This is a genomic window from Stenotrophomonas maltophilia (genome assembly GCF_003970865.1).
GTDB classification, from domain to species: Bacteria; Pseudomonadota; Gammaproteobacteria; order Xanthomonadales; family Xanthomonadaceae; genus Stenotrophomonas; species Stenotrophomonas maltophilia_AR.
In genome coordinates this window covers 1-19468 of record NZ_RXLZ01000054.1, presented here as the reverse complement: position 1 = coordinate 19468, position 19468 = coordinate 1, and the positions used below count along the sequence as shown (strand labels likewise).

Annotated in this window: 15 protein-coding genes; 5 read left to right on the top strand and 10 right to left on the bottom strand. The window is 67.9% G+C overall.

Annotated features, from left to right (window positions below):
• The first annotated feature begins 3 nt into the window (after positions 1-3).
• Positions 4-2349, top strand: coding sequence for a phosphomannomutase/phosphoglucomutase (locus EKL94_RS16625; RefSeq protein WP_126929930.1), 2346 nt, complete (start codon positions 4-6; stop codon positions 2347-2349).
• A gap of 313 nt (positions 2350-2662) precedes the next feature.
• Here EKL94_RS16625 and EKL94_RS16615 read toward each other — a convergent pair whose 3' ends face one another.
• The 8 genes from EKL94_RS16615 to pyrE form a co-directional block, all read right to left on the bottom strand.
• The gene (locus tag EKL94_RS16615) at positions 2663-3376 is read right to left on the bottom strand and encodes a response regulator transcription factor (RefSeq protein ID WP_004153862.1); all 714 of its coding nucleotides are present in this window, start codon (positions 3374-3376) and stop codon (positions 2663-2665) included.
• Entirely contained in the window at positions 3357-6017 is a 2661-nt protein-coding gene (locus EKL94_RS16610) for an ATP-binding protein (RefSeq protein ID WP_126929929.1), read from the bottom strand. The genes EKL94_RS16615 and EKL94_RS16610 overlap by 20 nt, the downstream gene beginning before the upstream one ends.
• 51 nt (positions 6018-6068) lie before the next feature.
• Positions 6069-6719 carry a potassium-transporting ATPase subunit KdpC gene (gene kdpC, locus EKL94_RS16605; RefSeq protein WP_126929928.1) on the bottom strand — a complete coding sequence of 217 codons (651 nt, stop codon included), beginning with the start codon at positions 6717-6719 and terminating at the stop codon, positions 6069-6071.
• Positions 6716-8773: a potassium-transporting ATPase subunit KdpB gene (kdpB, locus tag EKL94_RS16600; protein WP_126929927.1), complete on the bottom strand. Its 2058-nt coding sequence runs from the start codon at positions 8771-8773 to the stop codon at positions 6716-6718. Before kdpB ends, kdpC begins: the two co-directional genes overlap by 4 nt.
• A gap of 10 nt (positions 8774-8783) precedes the next feature.
• Positions 8784-10493, bottom strand: a complete 1710-nt coding sequence (kdpA, locus tag EKL94_RS16595; RefSeq protein ID WP_126929926.1) for a potassium-transporting ATPase subunit KdpA — start codon at positions 10491-10493, stop codon at positions 8784-8786.
• A 12-nt stretch (positions 10494-10505) separates the two neighbouring features.
• Entirely contained in the window at positions 10506-10598 is a 93-nt protein-coding gene (locus EKL94_RS16590) for a potassium-transporting ATPase subunit F (protein WP_005407770.1), read from the bottom strand.
• Between the two features lie 291 nt (positions 10599-10889).
• A complete protein-coding gene (locus EKL94_RS16585; RefSeq protein WP_126929925.1) occupies positions 10890-11552 on the bottom strand; it encodes a hypothetical protein in 663 nt (220 codons plus the stop codon).
• A gap of 19 nt (positions 11553-11571) precedes the next feature.
• On the bottom strand, positions 11572-12231 hold the full coding sequence (gene pyrE / locus EKL94_RS16580; protein WP_010486876.1) for an orotate phosphoribosyltransferase: 660 nt from the start codon (positions 12229-12231) through the stop codon (positions 11572-11574).
• Positions 12232-12393: 162 nt separating this feature from the next.
• Here pyrE and EKL94_RS16575 point away from each other — a divergent pair, with 162 nt between their 5' ends.
• The 3 genes from EKL94_RS16575 to EKL94_RS16565 all read left to right on the top strand — a co-directional run bounded on the left by EKL94_RS16575 (position 12394) and on the right by EKL94_RS16565 (position 14873).
• Positions 12394-13194, top strand: coding sequence for an exodeoxyribonuclease III (locus tag EKL94_RS16575; RefSeq protein WP_006388246.1), 801 nt, complete (start codon positions 12394-12396; stop codon positions 13192-13194).
• Positions 13191-14564, top strand: a complete 1374-nt coding sequence (locus EKL94_RS16570) for an AmpG family muropeptide MFS transporter (protein ID WP_126929924.1) — start codon at positions 13191-13193, stop codon at positions 14562-14564. The genes EKL94_RS16575 and EKL94_RS16570 overlap by 4 nt, the downstream gene beginning before the upstream one ends.
• 78 nt (positions 14565-14642) lie before the next feature.
• Complete coding sequence (locus tag EKL94_RS16565) at positions 14643-14873, top strand: hypothetical protein (protein WP_005420465.1); 231 nt, start codon at positions 14643-14645, stop codon at positions 14871-14873.
• Between the two features lie 70 nt (positions 14874-14943).
• Here EKL94_RS16565 and EKL94_RS16560 read toward each other — a convergent pair whose 3' ends face one another.
• Both EKL94_RS16560 and EKL94_RS16555 read right to left on the bottom strand, forming a co-directional pair.
• The gene (locus EKL94_RS16560; RefSeq protein ID WP_126929923.1) at positions 14944-16071 is read right to left on the bottom strand and encodes an anhydro-N-acetylmuramic acid kinase; all 1128 of its coding nucleotides are present in this window, start codon (positions 16069-16071) and stop codon (positions 14944-14946) included.
• A gap of 66 nt (positions 16072-16137) precedes the next feature.
• Positions 16138-17610: a M23 family metallopeptidase gene (locus EKL94_RS16555; protein ID WP_126929922.1), complete on the bottom strand. Its 1473-nt coding sequence runs from the start codon at positions 17608-17610 to the stop codon at positions 16138-16140.
• A gap of 167 nt (positions 17611-17777) precedes the next feature.
• Between EKL94_RS16555 and tyrS the strand changes: the two genes are divergently transcribed.
• Positions 17778-18989: a tyrosine--tRNA ligase gene (gene tyrS, locus EKL94_RS16550; protein WP_049431058.1), complete on the top strand. Its 1212-nt coding sequence runs from the start codon at positions 17778-17780 to the stop codon at positions 18987-18989.
• The last annotated feature ends 479 nt before the right edge of the window (positions 18990-19468 follow it).

Here is a 19468-nt window from a genome sequence, read left to right as displayed (position 1 = left end):
TCGATGAGCGGCATCGGGGAAGGACAGCGGGGACGGTCGTTGGGACGCAGTGCGCCACTACTGGGGGTGCTGCTGGTCCTGCTGGCCAGCTGGTTCGGATGGAGCGCGGTGCAGCAATGGCGCCAGGAGGCCAACGGCCAGGCGCTGGAAGCTGCGCGTGACCAGGCCGTGCAAGGCCTGCAGGAGGCGGCTGCCGGCCAGCTGAAGCAGCTGCAGCAGCAGCTGAAGAACGAGCGCGTGCAGCAGGCGCTGCAGGCCGGTGATGCCGCTGCGGCGGCACTCGCCGTCCGCGAGAGCTGGACCGGCGTCGAGCACGCCGAAGTACTGACCGCCGATCTGGCCGGCGCCTATGCCGCCCCGGCGACCTTCGGCTATGCCCGGCTGGCACTGCTGGAAGCCGCCTTGGCCGAGTCCGGCCCCAGCCTGCGCGTGGTCCGCGATGGCGGTGGCAATCGTCTTGGCCTGGCGGCACCGGTGCAGCTGGGCAGCCTGGGCCCGGCAGTGCTCTACGTGCGCCAGCCATTGCTGCGACTGACCTCGCCGCTGGACCAGGTGAGTGCGCCATCGGCCGGTTTCCTTGGCCTGCGCCAGGGCACGCATGACCTCGTCGCCCAGGGCGATGCCGGCCTGGCAGAAAGTGCCGAAGCATTGGCGCGGCCGATTCCGGGCACGCCGTTGCGGCTGGTGGCCGCGGTACCCAATGTCGAACCCGGTCCGCTGGGCCTGGGTTCGCTGGCCAGCGCCATTGTCGCGCTGCTGCTGGCGTTCATCGCCGTGCTGCTGGTGGTGGGTCGTGGCCGCCTGCCGAAGTCGCTGCCGCTGCCGCGCCGTGCGGCCGTGGCGGACGCGGATCATGGCCCGACCCTGAGCGAGAGCCTGCAGATGGCGCCGCCGCCGGTGGCCGAGGCCAGCACGACTGAAAGTGCACCGCCGCCCCCGCCGCCGGTTCCGGCCGAGGAGCTGGCGGCCGGCATCTTCCGCGCCTACGACATCCGTGGCGTGGTTGGCAGCGAACTGACGCCGAAGACGGCGGCGCTGATCGGCCAGGCCATCGGTACCGTGGCACTGGAGCAGGGTCTGCGCGAGGTGGTGATCGGCCGCGATGGCCGCCTGTCCGGCCCGGAACTGGCCGCAGGATTGGCCGAGGGCCTGAGGCGCGCCGGTTGCGCGGTGATCGACATCGGCCTGGCACCGACCCCGGTCGTGTACTACGCCGCCTTCCATCTGCGTACCGGCACCTGCGTGGCGGTCACCGGCAGTCATAACCCGCCCGAGTACAACGGCTTCAAGGTGGTCATCGGCGGCGAGACGCTGTCCGGCGATGCCATCACCGATCTCTACCAGCGCATCGTCGAAGGCCGCCTGGTACAGGCCGCCGAGCCGGGCGACTACCAGCAGCGCGATGTCAGTGCCGACTACATCCAGCGTATCGCCGACGACGTGCAGCTGGACCGCCCGTTGAAGGTCGTGGCCGATGCCGGCAATGGCGTTGCCGGTGCGCTCGCACCGCAGCTGCTGGAAGCGATCGGCGCCGAAGTCATTCCGCTGTACTGCGATGTCGACGGTACCTTCCCCAATCATCATCCCGACCCGAGCGAACCGGCCAACCTGGAAGACCTGGTGCAGACGGTCAAGCGCTTCGGCGCCGACCTCGGCGTCGCCTTCGATGGCGATGGCGACCGGTTGGGCGTGGTCACCGGCGAAGGCAGGATCATCTATGCCGACCGCCTGCTGATGCTGTTCGCCGCCGATGTGCTGATGCGCAACCCCGGCGCGATGGTGATCTACGACGTGAAGTGCACCGGCAAGCTGTCCGACCACGTGCTGCGCAATGGTGGCAGCCCGTTGATGTGGAAGACCGGGCATTCGCTGATGAAGGCGAAGATGCGCGAGACCGACGCCGAGTTGGCTGGCGAGATGAGCGGCCACTTCTTCTTCAAGGAGCGCTGGTTCGGTTTCGACGACGGCCTGTATGCGGCGGCGCGCCTGCTGGAGATCCTGGCCCAGCGCGAGGAGACCCCGGACGAGGTGCTGGGCGAACTGCCGGAGATGGTGGCCACGCCGGAACTGAAGGTGCCGGTGGCCGACGGTACGCCGCATGCGCTGGTGGCGATGCTGGTGGCGGCGGCGCAGTCGCCGGACAACCCGTATGTGGGCGGTCGCCTGTCGACCATCGATGGCCTGCGCGTGGACTTCCCCGATGGCTGGGGCCTGGTGCGTGCCTCCAACACTACGCCGGTGCTGGTGCTTCGATTCGAGGGCAACGACGAGGCCGCACTGGAACGCATCCAGGCCCTGTTCCGCAGCCAGCTGCAACCAGTGCTGGGCGACACCCCGCTGGGGTTCTGAGGTGGGGCCGGGCTGCGCCCGGCACCCGCCGAAGCAACGGCAACAGCAACATCAACATCAAAAGCGGGCTATCCGCGGGATGGTGGGGCGGTGCCGGAGTGCGGGGACGCCGCAAGTACGTCCCTGTAGGCTTGGCAGCCGCATCCATGCGGCTGACACCCCGCACTCCGACACCGCCCCACCTCTGACAGTTTTCTGGTGCTGTTGGTAGGTGTCGACCTTGGTCAACACAGTAGATCCACGCCATGCGTGGATGCTCTTCGATGGATGTTCATCCACGCATGGTGGGTGCCGACCGTTGGCCGGCACACCTTCACCCCTTGAACCGCAATCCCACGCCCGGTTCGGTGAACAGGTAGCGCGAATCCAGCGCTGAATCGCCCAGCTTGTGCCGCAGCTTGCCGACCAGGATGCGCAGGTAGTGGGTGTCGTGCTGGTGGGTCGGGCCCCAGATTTCCTGCAGGATCTGCGGCTGGGTCACCACCCGCCCGGCATTGCGCAGCAGCAGCGACAGCAACGCGTATTCCTTGCGGGTCAGCGCCACCGGCTCGCCATCCAGCGCCACTTCGCGGCGTACGAGATCCACATGCAGATGGCCATCGTCGAACACCGGCGGCGTGCCGTCGCTGGGCACGCTGCGCGTGCGCAGCAGGGCGCGCACCCGCGCCATCAGTTCCTGCGTGCCGAACGGCTTGGTCACGTAGTCGTTGGCGCCGGTATCCAGTGCGCGCACCTTCTCGGCTTCGCCCGCACGCACGGTCAGCATGATCACCGGCACCTGGCTCCACTGCCGCAGCTGCTCCAGCACCTCATGGCCTTCCATGTCCGGCAGGCCGATGTCCAGGATCACCAGGTCCATGTCCTCGCTGGCCGCCAGCTGCAGGCCTTCCTGCCCGGTGGCCGCCTGCCGCACCTGGTAGCCCTGCGCGCGCAGGCTGATATCCAGGAACCGGCGGATCTGGGTTTCATCATCGATCACCAGCACGCGCGCGGCCGGCACGCTGGCATCAATCGGGGTCGGGCTCATCGTGGGAGGCTGGCTTGAGCAGGGGCAGGGTGATGCGGATCAGGGTACCGCGACCGTCGCGTCCGGGCAGCGCCTGCACGCTGCCGCCATGCGCGCCGATCATGCCCTGGCAGATGGTCAGGCCCAGGCCGGTGCCGTGGCGGCCGCGGTCGCCGCGTTCAACGCTGTAGAACATGTCGAAGATGCGCGCGCGCTCGTCATCGGGAATGCCGGGGCCGGCATCGATCACGTCAATGCGCAGCTGGCCGTCCAGTTCGCGCGCCTGGACCTGTACGGCGGCGTCGGGCGGCGAGAACTTGGCCGCGTTCTCCATCACGTTGAAAACGGCCTGTTCGACCAGTGCCGGGTGCACCCAGATCGGCGCCAGCGTGGCCGGAATATCCAGCTCCAGCCGCACCTTGGGCTGGTAGCGCTGCAGGCGCCGCGCCGCCGAGCCGATCAGTTCGTCCACGCCGATCCAGTCGCGGTTGATCTTCAATCCTTCGTGGCCGAGGCGGGTCATGTCCAGCAGGTTCTGGATGTAGCGGTCCAGCCGTTCGCCCTCGACCAGGATGGTGTCCAGCAGGGCACGGCGATCGGCCGTATCCATCGCCGCGCCGTAGCTGGCCAGGCTGTCGGCCGAGCCGATCATCGCCGCCAGTGGCGAGCGCAGGTCGTGCGACACCGAAGAGAGCAGCGCCGAGCGCAGTCGCTCGGTCTCGTTGCTGACGTGCGCCTGCTCCAGCTCGGCCACCAGCCGCGTACGCAGCGCGGCCTGCGCGATGTCATCGACCATTGCTTCGGCCAGCTGCCGTTGCTCGGGCAGCAGGCGCGCCTGTGCGCCGGGCAGGTACAGGCCGGCCACGCCGATCGCGCGGTCCTCGCCATCCAATAGCGGCAGGAACCACCACTGCGCACCGGCCAGGGTATCGGTGAAGCGGCCGCTGGGCTGGCCGTGGCGCAGCGCCCAGTCGGCGGCGGCCAGGTCGGTATCGCCCGGCTGGCTGCGGCCACCGGTTGCGGTATCGGCGCCGATCCGCAGCCACGCCGGCACGTCCATGGCCTGTTCCAGTGCATGCCGACCCGCCTGCGCCACCTCGCCGTTGCCGGCGGCACTGGCCAGCTGCCGGCCCAGCTGTTGGCGCGCACGCGCATGTCGATTTGCCGCACGCAGCGCGATCACCTGCATGCGCAGGCGCGAGGCCAGGCGTCCGGCCACCAGGGCGGCGGCCAGGAACAGGAACACGGTGATCACGCCCTGGCGCGCGCCGATGGCGAAGGTGAAGCGCGGCGCGATGAACAGGAAGTTGTAGGCCAGGAAGCACAGGATTGCCGCCATCACCGCCACGCTGGCGCGGGTGCGTGCGGCCACCAGCACCACCGCCACGATGAACACCATCGACAGGTCGGCCATGCCCACCCAGCGTTCGGCCAGCCAGGCCACTGCACAGGCCAGTGCAGTGGCGATCAGTGCCTGTGCCGGCTCGTAGCTGATGCCGCGCATCGGTGGCAGCAGACCTTCGCGGCGCGAGCGCGCTCGGGCCTGCGGGGTGCTGATGATGGTGATCTCGTAGTGCGCGCCGCGCTGGATCAGCTGCTGGGTCAGGGTCCGGTTGAACATCCGCGCCAGCGGACGTTCGCGGGTGCGGCCCAGCACCAGGGTCGACACGCCGTTGTGCGCGGCGTGATCGAGCAGGGCATCGGCGATGCTTGATCCGTGCAGCAGTTCGGCGTCGCCGCCCAGGCGCCGTGCCAATGCGAAGGCCGCATCGATCTCGCGCCGGGTCGCCTCGTCCTGGCGTCGCCCCTGCACGGTCACCACCGTCCATGGCGCGTCGCGACGTTCGGCGATTCGCCGCGCCACCCGCACCAGATATTCGCTCTGACCGCCGCCATCAATGGCCACCAGCACGCCACGACGCAGTGGCAGGTTGCTCTCGCCGCGCGCGGCGCGCGCTTCACGCAGGCTGCTGTCGACGCGGTCGGCCGCCTCCTGCATCGCCAGCTCGCGCAGTGCGGTCAGGTTGGCCGGCGAGAAGAACGCCTGCAGTGCCTGCGCGGCCTGTTCGGGCACATAGACCTTGCCCTGCTGCAGGCGCGCGATCAGTTCGCGCGGCGGCAGATCGACCAGCACGATGTCGTGCAGGCGGTCGAGCACACCGTCCGGCACCGTCTCACTGACGCGCACGCCGGTGATGCGCATCACCACATCGTTGAGGCTTTCCAGATGCTGGATGTTGACCGTGGTCCAGACGTCGATGCCGGCATCCAGCAGCTCCATCACATCCTGCCAGCGCCGCTCATGGCGGCTGCCCGGCGCGTTGCGGTGGGCCAATTCATCCACCAGCACCAGCGCCGGGTGCCGCGCGAGCACGGCATCCAGGTCCATCTCCTGCAGGGTGTGGCCGTGGTAGGGCACTGCCTTCAGCGGCAACTGCGGCAGGCCCTCCAGCAGCGCCTGGGTATCGGCGCGGCCGTGGGTTTCCACCAGCCCGACCACCAGGTCAACGCCGCGGCGCAGCTGTTCCTGCGCGCGGGTCAGCATGGTGTAGGTCTTGCCCACGCCCGGCGCCGCGCCGAGGAACACGGTCAGCTTGCCGCCGGCTTCGCGTTGCAGGCCTTCGACCAGGGCATCGGCCTGGCGGGTACGCGCATCAGTCATGGGTGCCGCTGTCATGGCCGCCATTGTGCGCGCAGCCGGTGCAGGCCGGCATCACGGCGCCTTGGCCGCGTGGTCCAGCGCGAAGTTCAGCGTCACCACGTTCACCCGCGGCTGGCCGAACAGGCCCCACTGGCGTCCTTCGGTATGCGCCTGCACCAGTGCCTGCACGCGTTCCACCGGCAGGCCACGGGCACGCGCCACGCGGGCGATCTGCAACTGCGCTGCAGCCGGCGACAGCTGAGGATCCAGGCCGCCGGCGGACTGGGTGACCAGGTCCGCAGGAACCTGCGCCGGGGCAACACCTTCGCGTGCGGCCACCGCCGCGGTGCTGGCGGCAACGCGCTCGACCAGCGCCGGGTTGCTGCGCGCCATGTTGGAACCGGCTGCTGCCATCGGGTCGTAGTTGGCCGCCGATGGCCGTGCCTGGAAGTAGCCATCACCGGTGAACGGCTGCGACAGCCACGCCGAACCGCGCACCTGGCCATTGCCATCGCGCAGCAGGCTGCCCTCGGCCTGGGTCGGGTAGGCCAGGCCGGCGAAACCGGTGGCGATACCCGCGTAGACCGCACCGGCCAGCAGCAGGATGGCCAGGCCCAGGCCGATCGCCGGGCGCCAGCTGGCGCCATCCTGCAGGCTGGCCACGCGGGCCTCGGCCTTCTGTTCGCGGGACAGGGAGGTGGAGGTGGAAGCAGAACGGTTCATGCGCCGAGTACCAGGACAAGAAGGAGGTCGATCGCTTTGATCGCTGCGAACGGCAGCAGCACGCCGCCGAGGCCGTACACCAGCATGTTCCGGCGCAGCAGTGCCGTTGCGGTGGCCGGGCGGAAGCGCACGCCACGCAGGGCGAGCGGGATCAGGGCGGGAATCACCAGGGCGTTGAAGATCAGCGCCGCCAGCACCGCATTGCGCGGGCTCGACAGCTGCATCACGTTCAGTGCGGCCATGGTCGGAACGGCTGCGGCGAACAGCGCTGGCAGGATCGCGAAGTACTTGGAGACGTCGTTGGCCAGCGAGAAGGTGGTCAGCGCGCCGCGGGTGATCAACTGCTGCTTGCCCACCTCCACCACCGCCAGCAGCTTGGCCGGGTCCGAATCGAGGTCGACCATGTTGCCGGCCTCCTTCGCCGCCTGCGTGCCGGAGTTCATCGCCAGGCCGATGTCGGCCTGGGCCAGCGCCGGCGCGTCGTTGGTACCGTCACCGACCATCGCCACCAGGCGGCCACCGGCCTGCTCCTGGCGGATGCGTGCCAGCTTGTCTTCCGGGCGGGCCTCGGCGATGTAGTCGTCGACACCGGCTTCGGCAGCGATGGCAGCGGCGGTCAGCGGGTTGTCACCGGTGATCATCACCGTGCGGATGCCCATCGCCCGCAGCTGCGCGAACTTCTCGCGCATGCCGTGCTTGACCACGTCCGACAGCTCGATCACGCCCAGCACGTGGCGGCCTTCGGCCACCACCAGCGGGGTGGCGCCATTGCGCGCCACCTGCTCGACGCGCCCGCCGAGTTCGGCCGGCACCGTGCCACCCAGCGCCTGCACGTGGTTGCGGATCGCATCCAGCGCGCCCTTGCGGATCTGCCGGCCATGTTCCAGGTCGACGCCGGACATGCGGGTCTGCGCACTGAAGGCCAGGTACTCGGCACGGTCCGGTTCGGCGGTGGCGCAGCCCTGTTCGCGCGCCAGGCGCACGATCGACTTGCCTTCCGGGGTCGGGTCGGCCAGCGAGGACAGCAGCGCCGCTTCGCGCAGCTGGCTGGCGTCGATGCCGGCCAGCGGGTGGAAGTGGCTGGCCTGGCGGTCGCCATAGGTGATGGTGCCGGTCTTGTCCAGCAGCAGCACGTCGACGTCGCCGGCCACTTCCACCGCCTTGCCCGACTTGGCCAGCACGTTGGCGGCGAGCGCACGGTTCATGCCCGCGATGCCGATGGCCGGCAGCAGGCCGCCGATGGTGGTCGGGATCAGGCACACCAGCAGCGCGATCAGCAGCAGCGGGTCGACCTTGACGCCCACGGACGCACCGATCGCCGGCAGCGTCGCCACCACCACCAGGAAGGTCAGCGTCATCGCTGCCAGCAGCAGGGTCAGTGCGATCTCGTTCGGCGTCTTCTGGCGGTTGGCACCCTCCACCAGGGCGATCATCCGGTCCAGGAAGCTGTGGCCCGGCTCGGCGGTCACCCGCACGATGATCTGGTCGGACAGCACCTTGGTGCCGCCGATCACGCCGGAGCGGTCGGTACCGGCCTCGCGCAGCACCGGTGCCGATTCGCCGGTCACCGCCGCTTCGTTGATGGTGGCCAGGCCCTGCACGATCTCGCCATCGGCAGGCACCAGCTCACCGGCGCTGACGATCACATGGTCGCCCGGACGCAGTTCGGCGGCCGGTACCTGGGCTTCGGCTGCCCCCGGCTGCGGCGCAGCCAGCCGGCGCGCCACCAGATCCTGGCGGGCACGACGCAGCGATGCGGCCTGGCCACGGCCGCGCGCCTCGGCCACCGCTTCGGCGAAGTTGCCGAACAACACGGTCACCAGCAGGATCACGGTCACCGCCAGGCCGAAGCCCAGCGGCGCATTGCCGGTCAGGGTGACGATGGCGGCGACGATCGTGCCGGCCATCACCACCGCCATCACCGGGCTGCGCACCAGGTGCATCGGTGACAGCTTGCGCACTGCGTCGGCCAGCGCACGGCGCAGGCCGGGGCCATCGAGCAGGGCAGGGCGCGGTGCAAGGGAACTGCGGGTGGAACTTGCTTGGGTACTCATCGGGGTGTCCTTAGTGCAGTCCAAGGCTCAGGTGGTCGGCGATCGGGCCGAGTACCAGCGCCGGCATGAACTGCAGCACGGTCAGGATGACGATCACCGAGACCAGGGTCAGGGCGAAGGTCGGGGTTTCGATCTGCAGGCTGCCGGCAGACTCCGGCGCCTGGCGCTTGGCGGCCAGCTGTGCGGCCACCACCAGCGGGATGATCAGCAGCGGGAAACGGCCCAGCAGCAGCACAAGCGAGCAGCTCAGGTTCCACCACAGCGTGGCGTCACCCAGCCCCTCGAAGCCCGAACCGTTGTTGGCGTAGGCCGAGACGTACTCGTAGAACACCTGGCTGATGCCATGGAAGCCGGGGTTGGAGGTGCCCGCCAGGCCGGGTACGGCCAGGGTGATCGCAGTGAACACCAGCAGGGTGATCGGCTGCAGCAGCACCAGCAGGGCCAGCAGGCGTACCTGTGGCGTCTCCAGTTTGCGGCCGAACAGTTCCGGCGTACGCCCGGTCATCAACCCGGCCAGGAACACGCCCAGCAGCAGGTACACGATGAACTGCTGCAGGCCGCAGCCAATGCCGCCCCAGATCGCGCTGACCAGCATGTTGACCATCGCGATGCCGCCACTCAGCGGCGCCAACGAGTCATGCATGCCGTTGACCGAGCCGTTGGAGACCTGGGTGGTCACCGCGGCCCACAGCGCAGTGCCGTCGGCGCCGAAGCGCACCTCCTTGCCTTCCATCAGCAGCGGCGTGGCGGCGCTGGCGCTGTGCCCTTCGCTCCACATCATCGCGCCGGTGGACAGCAGCGACATGCCCAGCATGCAGCTGAACACCAGGGCGCCGAAGCGACGCCGGCCGGTGAACGCGCCGATCATGAAGATCACCGCCATCGGCACCAGCAGGATGCCGACGATCTCCAGCGCGTTCGACAGCGGGGTCGGGTTCTCCAGCGGGAAGCTGCTGTTCGGGCCGTACCAGCCGCCACCATTGGCGCCGAGCTGCTTGGCCGCGACCATCGCCGCCACCGGGCCCAGCGGCAGTTTCTGTTCGGCCATGCCGGCGCTGGCATCGATCGGCGTGGCCTGTGGACCACCGGCCATCGTCGAAGGCACGCCCTGGCTGGTCAGCAGCAGCGTCCACACCAGGCACAGCGGCAGCAGGAAGCGCACGCACAGGCGCACCACGTCCACGTAGTAGTTGCCCACCGCGACCTGGCGATCATCGCCGGTTCCGGTCGCCGCCGCAGCCTGCGGCGCACGCGAGAACAACGCGCGCAGCGTCGCCACCGCCAGCGCCAGGCCCATCATCGGCGTCACCACCTGCAGGCCGGTGATGCCGGTCATCTGCGAGAGGTAGGACAGCTGCGCCTGGCCTGAATAGTGCTGCTGGTTGGTGTTGGTCAGGAACGAGATCATCGTGTGCAGCGCGGTGTCCCAGCGCATGTTCGGGATCTGGTCCGGGTTCAGTGGCAACCAGGCCTGGGTCATGAACACCGCCTGGGTCAGTACCGCGACCACCACGTTGCTCAGGACGAAGGCCAGCACGTAGCCGCGCCAGGACATCGAGCGCGATGGATCGACGCCGAACACCCTGTATAGCGGCTTCTCGATCCAGTGGAACAGCACGTCGACCTTCATCGGCGTGCCACGCATCACGCGGGCCAGGTACAGGCCCAGCGGCCACGCCAGCAGCAGGCTGGCGGCAATAATCACAAGCATCTCAGTCATGGCCGGCTCCGCTCAGAACGACTCGGGCCGCAGCACGACATAAAGAAGATAGGCGGCGGCGACCAGCACCAGCACGCCACACAACAACGACAGCCAGGGGGACATTGCAATAGCGTCCTGGTGGAACCCCTCCACCTCAGGCCGTCATCGTCGTCCTGCCCCCCATAAACGCACTACGCGCCGGACCGGGCCGACGCGTAAAAAGTGCATAAATTCCGTAGGCCAAGCCGTAACCAACCCCGGCGCCTGCGCTCTCAGTAGATCCACGCCATGCGTGGATGGCGCACCGATCGGCCGAGGCCGCGCGACAACCCGCTTCTGTAGAGCCTAGCCATGCTCGGCGGCTGTTCCCCGCGCTCACGCAGAGCCGGGCGTGGGCTCGGCTCTACAGGCGAATCACGGGGCCTGGCTCGCCGCTGCCACGCCCTTCAGCTCGCGATAGCGCTGCAGGGTGCTTTCAATTTCCGCCTTCAACGCCTGCTGCTGCTGCAGGAACCCGGCCTGCAGGCGCTGCTGCGATTGCAGCTGCACGTGCCGCTGGCGGATCGCCTCGGCCTGCTTGTCGGCCACCTTGGCACCGGCCAGTTCGCGGTCACCGGCCGCCGACAACAGCGCCACCAGCGACTCACGCAGGCTGGTGACGTTGTACTCGGCCGTCTTCAGGTTGTTGTCCAGCACTTCCTCACGCTCGCCGAACACCCGGCGCAGGTCGTCCTCGCTGCCATAGGTGGTCAGCATCGCCTGCTCGGTGCGCTGGCGGGTCTGCTCGGCCATCAGGTCCAGCTGCTGCTGCGCGGCCACCGTGCTGGCGGCGGCGCGCTCTTCGTCGGTCAACGCGCGCTGGACCTGCGCATTGCGCAGGCCACTCTTCGCGTTGAATTCCTCGCGGGCATGGTTGACCGCATCGGCCGGCAGCGAATCACTGCAGATCCGCTCCTTGCCCTCGTTCCAGCAGTACAGCTTCTTCTCCACCTTGTCGCCACCCCGCGACTGCGCCGGCAGCGTGAACGGCACGGCCAGCAGCAGGCCGGCAAAGAGAACAGCAGGAACTCGGGACATGACCTTTCCCCTGGGTCGGTCAGCGGATCGAACGGACGCCGTACTGGGCCCGGTAGGCTTCCAGCGGCTGCCGGTAACCCACAAGTTCCGGGTTGCCGGAGGCGAAATCAAGCAGGTCGGCCAGCGATGCCACGGCGATCACCGGAATGCCGGCTTCCTCGGCCACCGACTGCGCCGCCGAACGGCGATCGGTTTCCGAAGCAATCTCCTGGCGGTCCAGCGCCACCACGATGCCGGCCGGGGTGCCACCGGCGGCGCGGATGATGCCCAGCGCTTCGCGGATCGCGGTACCGGCAGTGATCACGTCATCGACGATCAGCACGCGCTTGCCATTCATGTCGGCGCCGATCAGCTGGCCACCCTCGCCATGGTCCTTGGCTTCCTTGCGGTTGAACGACAGCGGCAGGTCGCGGCCACGCTGGGCCAGCTCACAGGCCATTGCGGTGGCCAGCGGAATGCCCTTGTAGGCCGGGCCGAACACCACGTCGTACTTGATCCCGGTGGCGTCGATGGCATCGGCGTAGCAGGCGCCGAGCTGCGACAGCAGCGAACCGGAGTCGAAACGACCGGCGTTGAAGAAATAGGGGCTCAGCCGGCCGGACTTGAGGGTGAACTGGCCGAAGCGCAGGGCGTCGGCAGTCAGGGCCAGCTGCAGGAAACGGTGGCGGTGGTCGCTCATCAAAACTCGATTCATCTTCATTTGGAGCACAAATCCTAATCCAGCTGGGCGTTTCGCGCTCGTCCGGGCCCGTGTGAAGGGCGTCGCGGCCCGGCTTGGCGGACTGCGCAGCCCCGCGGGCAACCGGTATGCTTGCCCGGTTTCCCGCCGTAGGTCCCCCGCATGCGCATCATCAGTTTCAACGCCAATGGCATCCGTTCCGCCGCGACCAAGGGCTTCCTCGACTGGTTCCGTGCCCAGGACGCCGACGTCCTGTGCATCCAGGAAACCAAGGCCCAGGAAGACCAGCTGACCGACCCGATGTTCCGCCCGGATGGCCACCACTGCTTCTACCGCGACGCCATCACCAAGAAGGGCTACAGCGGTGTGGCGATCTACAGCAAGCGCGAGCCGGACCAGGTCATCACCTCGCTGGGCTGGGCCCCGTTCGACGACGAAGGCCGCTACATCGAGGCACGCTACGGCAACCTCAGCGTGGTCTCCTTCTATATCCCGTCCGGCAGCTCGGGCGATCTGCGCCAGGGCTTCAAGTTCGAAGTGATGGAATGGCTGCGGCCGATCCTCGAGGAGTGGGCGCGCAGCGGCCGCGACTACGTGCTGTGCGGCGACTGGAACATCGTGCGTTCGGCGCTGGACATCAAGAACTGGAAGTCCAACCAGAAAAACTCCGGCTGCCTGCCGGAAGAGCGCGACTGGCTCAACGCCCTGTGCGCCGACCACGGCCAGGCCACCGACGTCGCCACCGGCCGCGGCTGGGCCGATGCCTACCGCCTGCTCAACCCCACCGGCGAGGACTACACCTGGTGGAGCAACCGTGGCGCCGCCCGTGCCAACAACGTCGGTTGGCGCATCGACTACCAGTTCATTACCCCGGGCCTGCGTGACCGCCTGCGCAGCTGCTCGATCTACCGCGACGAGCGCTTCTCCGACCACGCGCCGTTCATCGTGGACTACGACCTGTGACCGAGGCTGCCAAGCCGCGCCGGCCATGGCAGCAGGTGGTTTCCAACCTGAGCCAGCGCAAGGTGCTGGCGATGCTGCTGCTCGGCTTCAGTTCCGGCCTGCCGATCTATCTGGTGGGCAACACGCTCGGCTTCTGGATGCGCAAGGAAGGCATCGAACTGAGCACGATCGGCTTCCTGTCATGGGTCGGGCTGGCCTATACCATGAAGTTCCTGTGGGCACCGATCGTCGACAAGACCGACGTGCCTCTGTTCGGTCGTTTTGGCCGCCGCCGTGGCTGGATGCTGCTGTCGCAGCTGGTTGTGGTGGTGGGCCTTGTCGGCATGGCGCTGGTCCAGCCCAAGGGGGGCCAGATCCAGTTCCTGGGCATCGCCTGGCAGCACATCGTCGTGTTCGGCGTGATGGCCGTGATCGTGGCGTTTGCTTCAGCCACCCAGGACATCGTCATCGATGCCTGGCGCATTGAAAGTGCTGACAACAGCGAGCAGCTTGGACTGCTGACCTCATCCTCGGCACTGGGCTACCGCACTGCATTGCTGGTCACCGATGCGCTGATCCTGATCATCGCGGCCCGTGTTGGTTGGCAGGTTTCCTACGAGATCATGGCCGTGCTGATGGCGCTTGGCGTCGTGGCCGTGGTCATGGCCCGTGAACCCGCACGGGAAGTGGCTGCCGTGCAGGCACAGGCGACCTCCCTATGGACGCCGCGCGGATTGTTCGACGCCGTGGCGGGGCCGTTCATCGCCTTCGTCCGCGAGCATCGCAGTGGCGCGATCCTGATCCTGGTGGCCATCAGCGTCTATCGCATGGCCGACTTCGTCATGGGGCCGATGGCCAACCCGTTCTACGTCGATCTCGGCCTGGACGAGGACACCGTTGGCGCTGTGCGAGGCTCGGTGGGCCTGGTCGCGACCTTCATCGGCATTGCTGTGGCAGGCCTGGTCTCGGTGCGCTGGGGCGTGCTGGCGGCGCTGATGGTGGGTGCCGTGCTGGGACCGGCCTCCAACCTGGCGTTTGCCTGGCTGGCCTATTCGGGCCCGGACACGACCCATTTCGCCGTGGCCATGGCAATCGACAACTTCGCCAGCGGTTTCGCCGGTACGGCGCTGATTGCCTATATGTCGAGCCTGACCAGCATCGGATACACCGCAACCCAGTACGCACTGCTGAGTTCGTTCTACGCGATGCCCGGCAAGGCGCTCAAGGGGCTCTCGGGGTGGTCGGTACAGACGCTCGCACAGGGCCGGACGCTGCTGGAAGGCTACGCGTTGTTCTTTGTTGGTACCGCGCTGGTGGCGATCCCGGTGGTGATCCTCTGCGCCCTGCTGATCCTGCAGCAGCGCCGTCGTCAGGCCGCCAGCTCGACCTGATTGCCTGCCCGCCCGGTCTGCGGGATCATCGCCCCCGACGCGCCGAGGGGGCGGTGCCTTGCGAACGGGGAAGTGAGCATGGCCGACGTTGTGCTGCGGGACCTGGACCCGCTGCTGCTGGAACGCATCCGACGTGTCGCGGTCGCCCGCGGCTGGACCCACGAACAGACCTGCGCCGCTTTGCTGGAGCAGGGCCTGTTCAGTAGTGAACTGGAGGTTCGCTCCGGCTTCGGTGATCCCGAAGTGGACGCGCTCTCCGACGCCATCGCCGCCCTGCAGGCCTTGCCCGCAGGGCAGGGCTTCGATTAGTGCCCATGTAGCGTCGAGCCACGCTCGACCGCCGTTCCCGGTAGATCCACGCCATGCGTGGATGACCACCTCAGGCCAGGTGGATCGCACCCAGGATCCGCGGCCCCTTCGCCCCGGTCACGCTCGGCAGGTTGCCGGCCAGCCCGTCCATCGTCCGCTGCGCCAGCCAGGCGAAGCCCATCGCCTCCACGTACTCCGGGTCCAGCCCGTGCACCGCGCTGGACTCCACCTGCACCCCCGGCAGCCGCGCCGCCAGGCGCTTCATCAGCTGCCGGTTGCGCACCCCGCCGCCACAGACCAGCAGGCGCCGGGTCTGCGGCTGCTGCGTCAGCAGCGCATCGGCCACCGTCGCCACGGTCAGCTCCAGCAGGGTCGCCTGCACATCGGCGGCAGCGTATTGGCCTTCGCCCATGTGGGCCTCGGCCCAGGCCAGGTGGAACTGCTCACGGCCGGTGCTCTTCGGTGGTGGCAGCGCGAACCACGGGTCCGAGCGCCAGCCGGCCAGCAGGCCCTCGTCCACCGCGCCGCTGGCGGCGTAGGCGCCGTCGGCATCGAAGGTGCGGCCGGTGTGGCGCTGGCACCAGGCATCCATCAACGCGTTGGCCGGGCCGGTATCGAAGCCACGCACCGCACCTTCACGCGGGATCAGGGTCAGGTTGGCGATGCCGCCCAGGTTGAGCACCGCGCGGTCTTCGTCGGCGGTGCCCAGCATGCCCAGGTGGAAGGCCGGCATCAGCGGTGCGCCATGGCCACCGGCTGCCACGTCGCGGCGGCGGAAGTCGGACACCGTGGTGATTCCGGTCAGCTCCGCGATGCGGTTGCCATCGCCCAGCTGCACGGTGAAGGCGGGGTTGGCCAGCGGGCGATGGCGCACGGTCTGGCCGTGCGAGCCGATCGCGCGCACCTGGCTGCGGTCCACGCCGGCCTCGGCCAGCAGCTGGTTGGCGGCTTCGGCGAAGTTGATCGCGATCCGCGCATCCAGCTCGCCCAGCTCCTCCAGCGAGTCCAGCGGTCCGCCTTCGCCCAGCGCCACCAGCCGCGCACGCAGCACCGGCTCCCAGCGGGCGGTCAGCCCGTGCACGAAGCGGCAACCGCCGCCGGCGGGGAACTGCACCAGCGCGGCGTCGATGCCATCGGCGCTGGTGCCCGACATCAGGCCAAGGTACAGGGGTGCGTCAGCGTCGGCAGTCGTGTTCATGGCAGGCATAAAAAAAGGACGCGGCAAGCTTGGGCTGCCGCGTCCTTCTTCGTCAACGCAGGGCGCTCAGCCGCGCTTGCGGCCGGTCGCCTGCTTGTCCTTGGCGCTGGCAACCTCGGGGGCGGCCTCGTCGCGGCTGGTCGGTGCCGGGCTGGCGTCGGCGTAGATCAGCTTCTCCATGCCCTGGATGCGGGCCATCGCCGGTGCGGTCTGCGAGCGGAAGGCGGCCAGCTCGGCGCCCTTCAGCGGTTCCGGCGGCGGCATGGTCACAGTCAGCGGATTGCGATGCTCGCCGTTGACGCGGAATTCGTAGTGCAGGTGCGGGCCGGTGGCCAGGCCGGTCGAGCCGACATAGCCGATCACCGTGCCCTGGGCCACGCGCTGGCCGGTCTTGATGTTCGCAAAGCGCGACATGTGGCCGTACAGAGTGGTGTGGCCACGGCCGTGGTCGAGGATCACCACATTGCCGTAGCCGCGCTGCACGCCGGCGAACTGCACGCGGGCATCGCCGGCGGCCATGATCGGGGTGCCGGTGCGCGCGGCGTAGTCCACGCCCTTGTGCATGCGCATCTTGCCCAGCACCGGGTGCTTGCGCGCGCCGAAGGTCGAGCTCAAGCGTGCGAAGGGGATCGGCATGCGGATGAAGCTCTTCTTCAGCGAACGGCCGTTGATGTCGTAGTACTCGGACTTGCCGTTGCGGTCGAAGCGGAAGCCGGAATAGGTCTTGCCACCGGTGGTGAAGGTCGCCGCCAGGATCTTGCTGGTGTCCACCTTCTCGCCTTCGCGCCAGGTTTCATCCATCACCACGCTGAAGCGGTCGCCCGGCTGCAGGTCCTTCGAGAAGTCGATGTCGTACTTGAAGATGTCGTCGGTCATCGTCGCGATCGCCGACGGCGACAGGCCGGCCCGTCGGGCCGCGGCATACAGCGAACTGGTGATCTCGCCGCTGGTGACCACGGTGCGCGTGGAGGTCTCGCGCTGGGTCACCTTCTCCTTGATGTCATCGCCGGCCAGGCTCAGTTCCACCCGGTTGTCGGCATCGCGGTCGAAGCGGATGCTGCGCAGGTCACCCGACAGCGGCATGTCGAAGGCAATCTCGGCGCCCGGGCGCAGCTTGGTCAGCGCCTCACGCGCGCCCGGGTGGTCCAGTACCCGGTGCAGGGTGGTGGCCGGGATGCCAGCCTTGTCGAACAGATCGCTCAGGGTCTGGCCGCGCTGCACGCGCAGCACCTGCCAGCTGTCACCGGGCACCTGCTGCTGGCGGGCCATGGTCAGCGGCGGCAACGGCAGCGCCAGGCTGGTATGGCTGTCGGCAAAGGGGGCGTCGATGGTGTGCGAGAAGCCGGGGACGATGGTCGCCACCAGGGCGCCGATGGTCGCGAACAGGCTGGCGTGCATCCAATGGCGCCGGGTCCAGCGTTCATTGAAGGCGGCGGGAAGATGTTGCCTGAGCTTCCGATGCAGGGCGTTGTCGTGCAGGACGTGGAGGCGTTCCTGGAAGCGCTGCTTGCGTGCGCGCCCTTGTTCGGAATTGTGCATCGGCGGTTTTTTCCTGGCAGCCCGGGAGCGCGGGCCTGATCGCCGGTTACCATAGACACCTGAGAAAACCGCGTCAAACCCTTGTGCCCATCGGCTTTTGTGAAGCCAATCGGGTTAACTTTGCTTTAACACCCCACACAAGAATCGGCGTTGCCGGGAGTAGTCACGTGTCCTCGATTGAAGAAGCCCTTGCCCTGATCGGCCGCGGTGCCGACGAGATCCTCAAGCTCGAGGATCTGCGTGCGCGCCTGCAGGAAGGCCGTCCGCTGCGGATCAAGGCCGGCTTCGACCCCACCGCGCCCGACCTGCACCTGGGCCATACGGTGCTGCTGAACAAGATGCGCCAGTTCCAGGACCTCGGCCACCAGGTCATTTTCCTGATCGGCGACTTCACCGGCATGATCGGCGACCCGTCCGGCAAGAGCCTGACCCGCAAGCCGCTCAGCCGAGAGGACGTGCTGGCCAACGCCCGTACCTATGAAGAGCAGGTGTTCAAGGTGCTGGACCGCAGCCGTACCGAAGTCCGCTTCAACTCGGAGTGGTTCGGCAAGATGGGCGCCGCCGACATGATCCGCCTGGCCGGCCAGCACACCGTGGCGCGCATGCTCGAGCGCGATGATTTCGCCAAGCGCTACGCCGCCCAGCAGTCCATCGCCATCCACGAGTTCCTGTACCCGCTGGTGCAGGGCTACGACTCGGTGGCCCTGGAGGCCGACGTCGAGCTCGGCGGTACCGACCAGAAGTTCAATCTGCTGATGGGCCGTGGCCTGCAGGAACACCACGGCCAGAAGCCGCAGGTGGTGCTGACCATGCCGTTGCTGGAGGGCCTGGACGGCGTCAACAAGATGTCCAAGTCGCTGGGCAACTACATTGGTATCAGCGAACCGGCCATCGACATCGTCACCAAGACCATGAAGGTGGACGACACCCTGATGTGGCGCTGGATCGAGCTGCTGTCCTTCGACATCAGCCAGGCCGAAGCCGTGCAGCTGCGCGAGCAGGTGGCCAATGGCGGCCTGAACCCGCGCGTGGTCAAGCTGCGCCTGGCGCGTGAACTGGCGACCCGCTTCCACGACGCCGCGGCGGCCGAGCAGGCCATTGCCGGCTGGGAAGCGGCGGTGACCGGGCAGGGCGACATCACCCAGCTGCCGCTGCAGGACGTGGCGATCCCGGCCGAAGGCCTGCGTATCGCCGCACTGCTGACCGCAGCCGGGCTGACCCCGAGCAACTCCGAAGCCAACCGCAAGCTCAAGGAGCGCGCGGTCAAGGTGGACGGTGAAGTGGTCGAAGATGGCCAGCAGGTGCTGCAGCCGGGCTTCGAAGGCCTGCTGCAGGTCGGCAAGCGCACCTTCGCCCGCGTGCGCCTGGTCGCTGCCTGAGACAAAGGAAGGGCCGGCGCAGCCGGCCCTTCCTTATGCTCTTGTAGAGCCGAGCCATGCTCGGCTGCTCTTGGCGGCGTCCTCCCGCAGGGCGCGATGGATGAACGGATGCAACATCCGTTGAAAAAAATCGCCACACCCCCTTCACAAACGATGGAAATGGGGACATACTTCTCTTCCCCCGTCGCAGGGGTCGCCACCAAGGGGCTTCAGCGACATCAGGGCGCCCACCACCGCCGAACGAGATGATCGAACGAAGGTGTTGACGGACTGAAAAAGTCTGGCATAATGGGCGGCTCGCTACGAAGGAAGCTTCGCGGCACACGGGAGCGGCGCTGAGGCCACTTCCCAGGATCTTTGAAAGTATGCGCAGGTATCTTGTGAAGGCGCCTGCAGGAAGGATGATTGTCCATCTTGCAGACGTTTGATCAAGCAACTATTAATTGTTTTAAAGCAAGCGATACGTTGCCAGAATCAAT

Excerpts from the sequence above, each read along its gene's own strand:
- EKL94_RS16560 (WP_126929923.1), bottom strand. The coding sequence starts at position 16,071 with ATGAACACGACTGCCGACGCTGACGCACCCCTGTACCTTGGCCTGATG.
- kdpC (WP_126929928.1), bottom strand. The coding sequence starts at position 6,719 with ATGAACCGTTCTGCTTCCACCTCCACCTCCCTGTCCCGCGAACAGAAG.
- EKL94_RS16625 (WP_126929930.1), top strand. The coding sequence starts at position 4 with ATGAGCGGCATCGGGGAAGGACAGCGGGGACGGTCGTTGGGACGCAGT.
- EKL94_RS16575 (WP_006388246.1), top strand. The coding sequence starts at position 12,394 with ATGCGCATCATCAGTTTCAACGCCAATGGCATCCGTTCCGCCGCGACC.
- pyrE (WP_010486876.1), bottom strand. The coding sequence starts at position 12,231 with ATGAGCGACCACCGCCACCGTTTCCTGCAGCTGGCCCTGACTGCCGAC.
- kdpB (WP_126929927.1), bottom strand. The coding sequence starts at position 8,773 with ATGAGTACCCAAGCAAGTTCCACCCGCAGTTCCCTTGCACCGCGCCCT.
- EKL94_RS16565 (WP_005420465.1), top strand. The coding sequence starts at position 14,643 with ATGGCCGACGTTGTGCTGCGGGACCTGGACCCGCTGCTGCTGGAACGC.
- EKL94_RS16555 (WP_126929922.1), bottom strand. The coding sequence starts at position 17,610 with ATGCACAATTCCGAACAAGGGCGCGCACGCAAGCAGCGCTTCCAGGAA.
- kdpA (WP_126929926.1), bottom strand. The coding sequence starts at position 10,493 with ATGACTGAGATGCTTGTGATTATTGCCGCCAGCCTGCTGCTGGCGTGG.
- EKL94_RS16610 (WP_126929929.1), bottom strand. The coding sequence starts at position 6,017 with ATGACTGATGCGCGTACCCGCCAGGCCGATGCCCTGGTCGAAGGCCTG.
- EKL94_RS16615 (WP_004153862.1), bottom strand. The coding sequence starts at position 3,376 with ATGAGCCCGACCCCGATTGATGCCAGCGTGCCGGCCGCGCGCGTGCTG.
- EKL94_RS16585 (WP_126929925.1), bottom strand. The coding sequence starts at position 11,552 with ATGTCCCGAGTTCCTGCTGTTCTCTTTGCCGGCCTGCTGCTGGCCGTG.
- EKL94_RS16590 (WP_005407770.1), bottom strand. The coding sequence starts at position 10,598 with ATGTCCCCCTGGCTGTCGTTGTTGTGTGGCGTGCTGGTGCTGGTCGCC.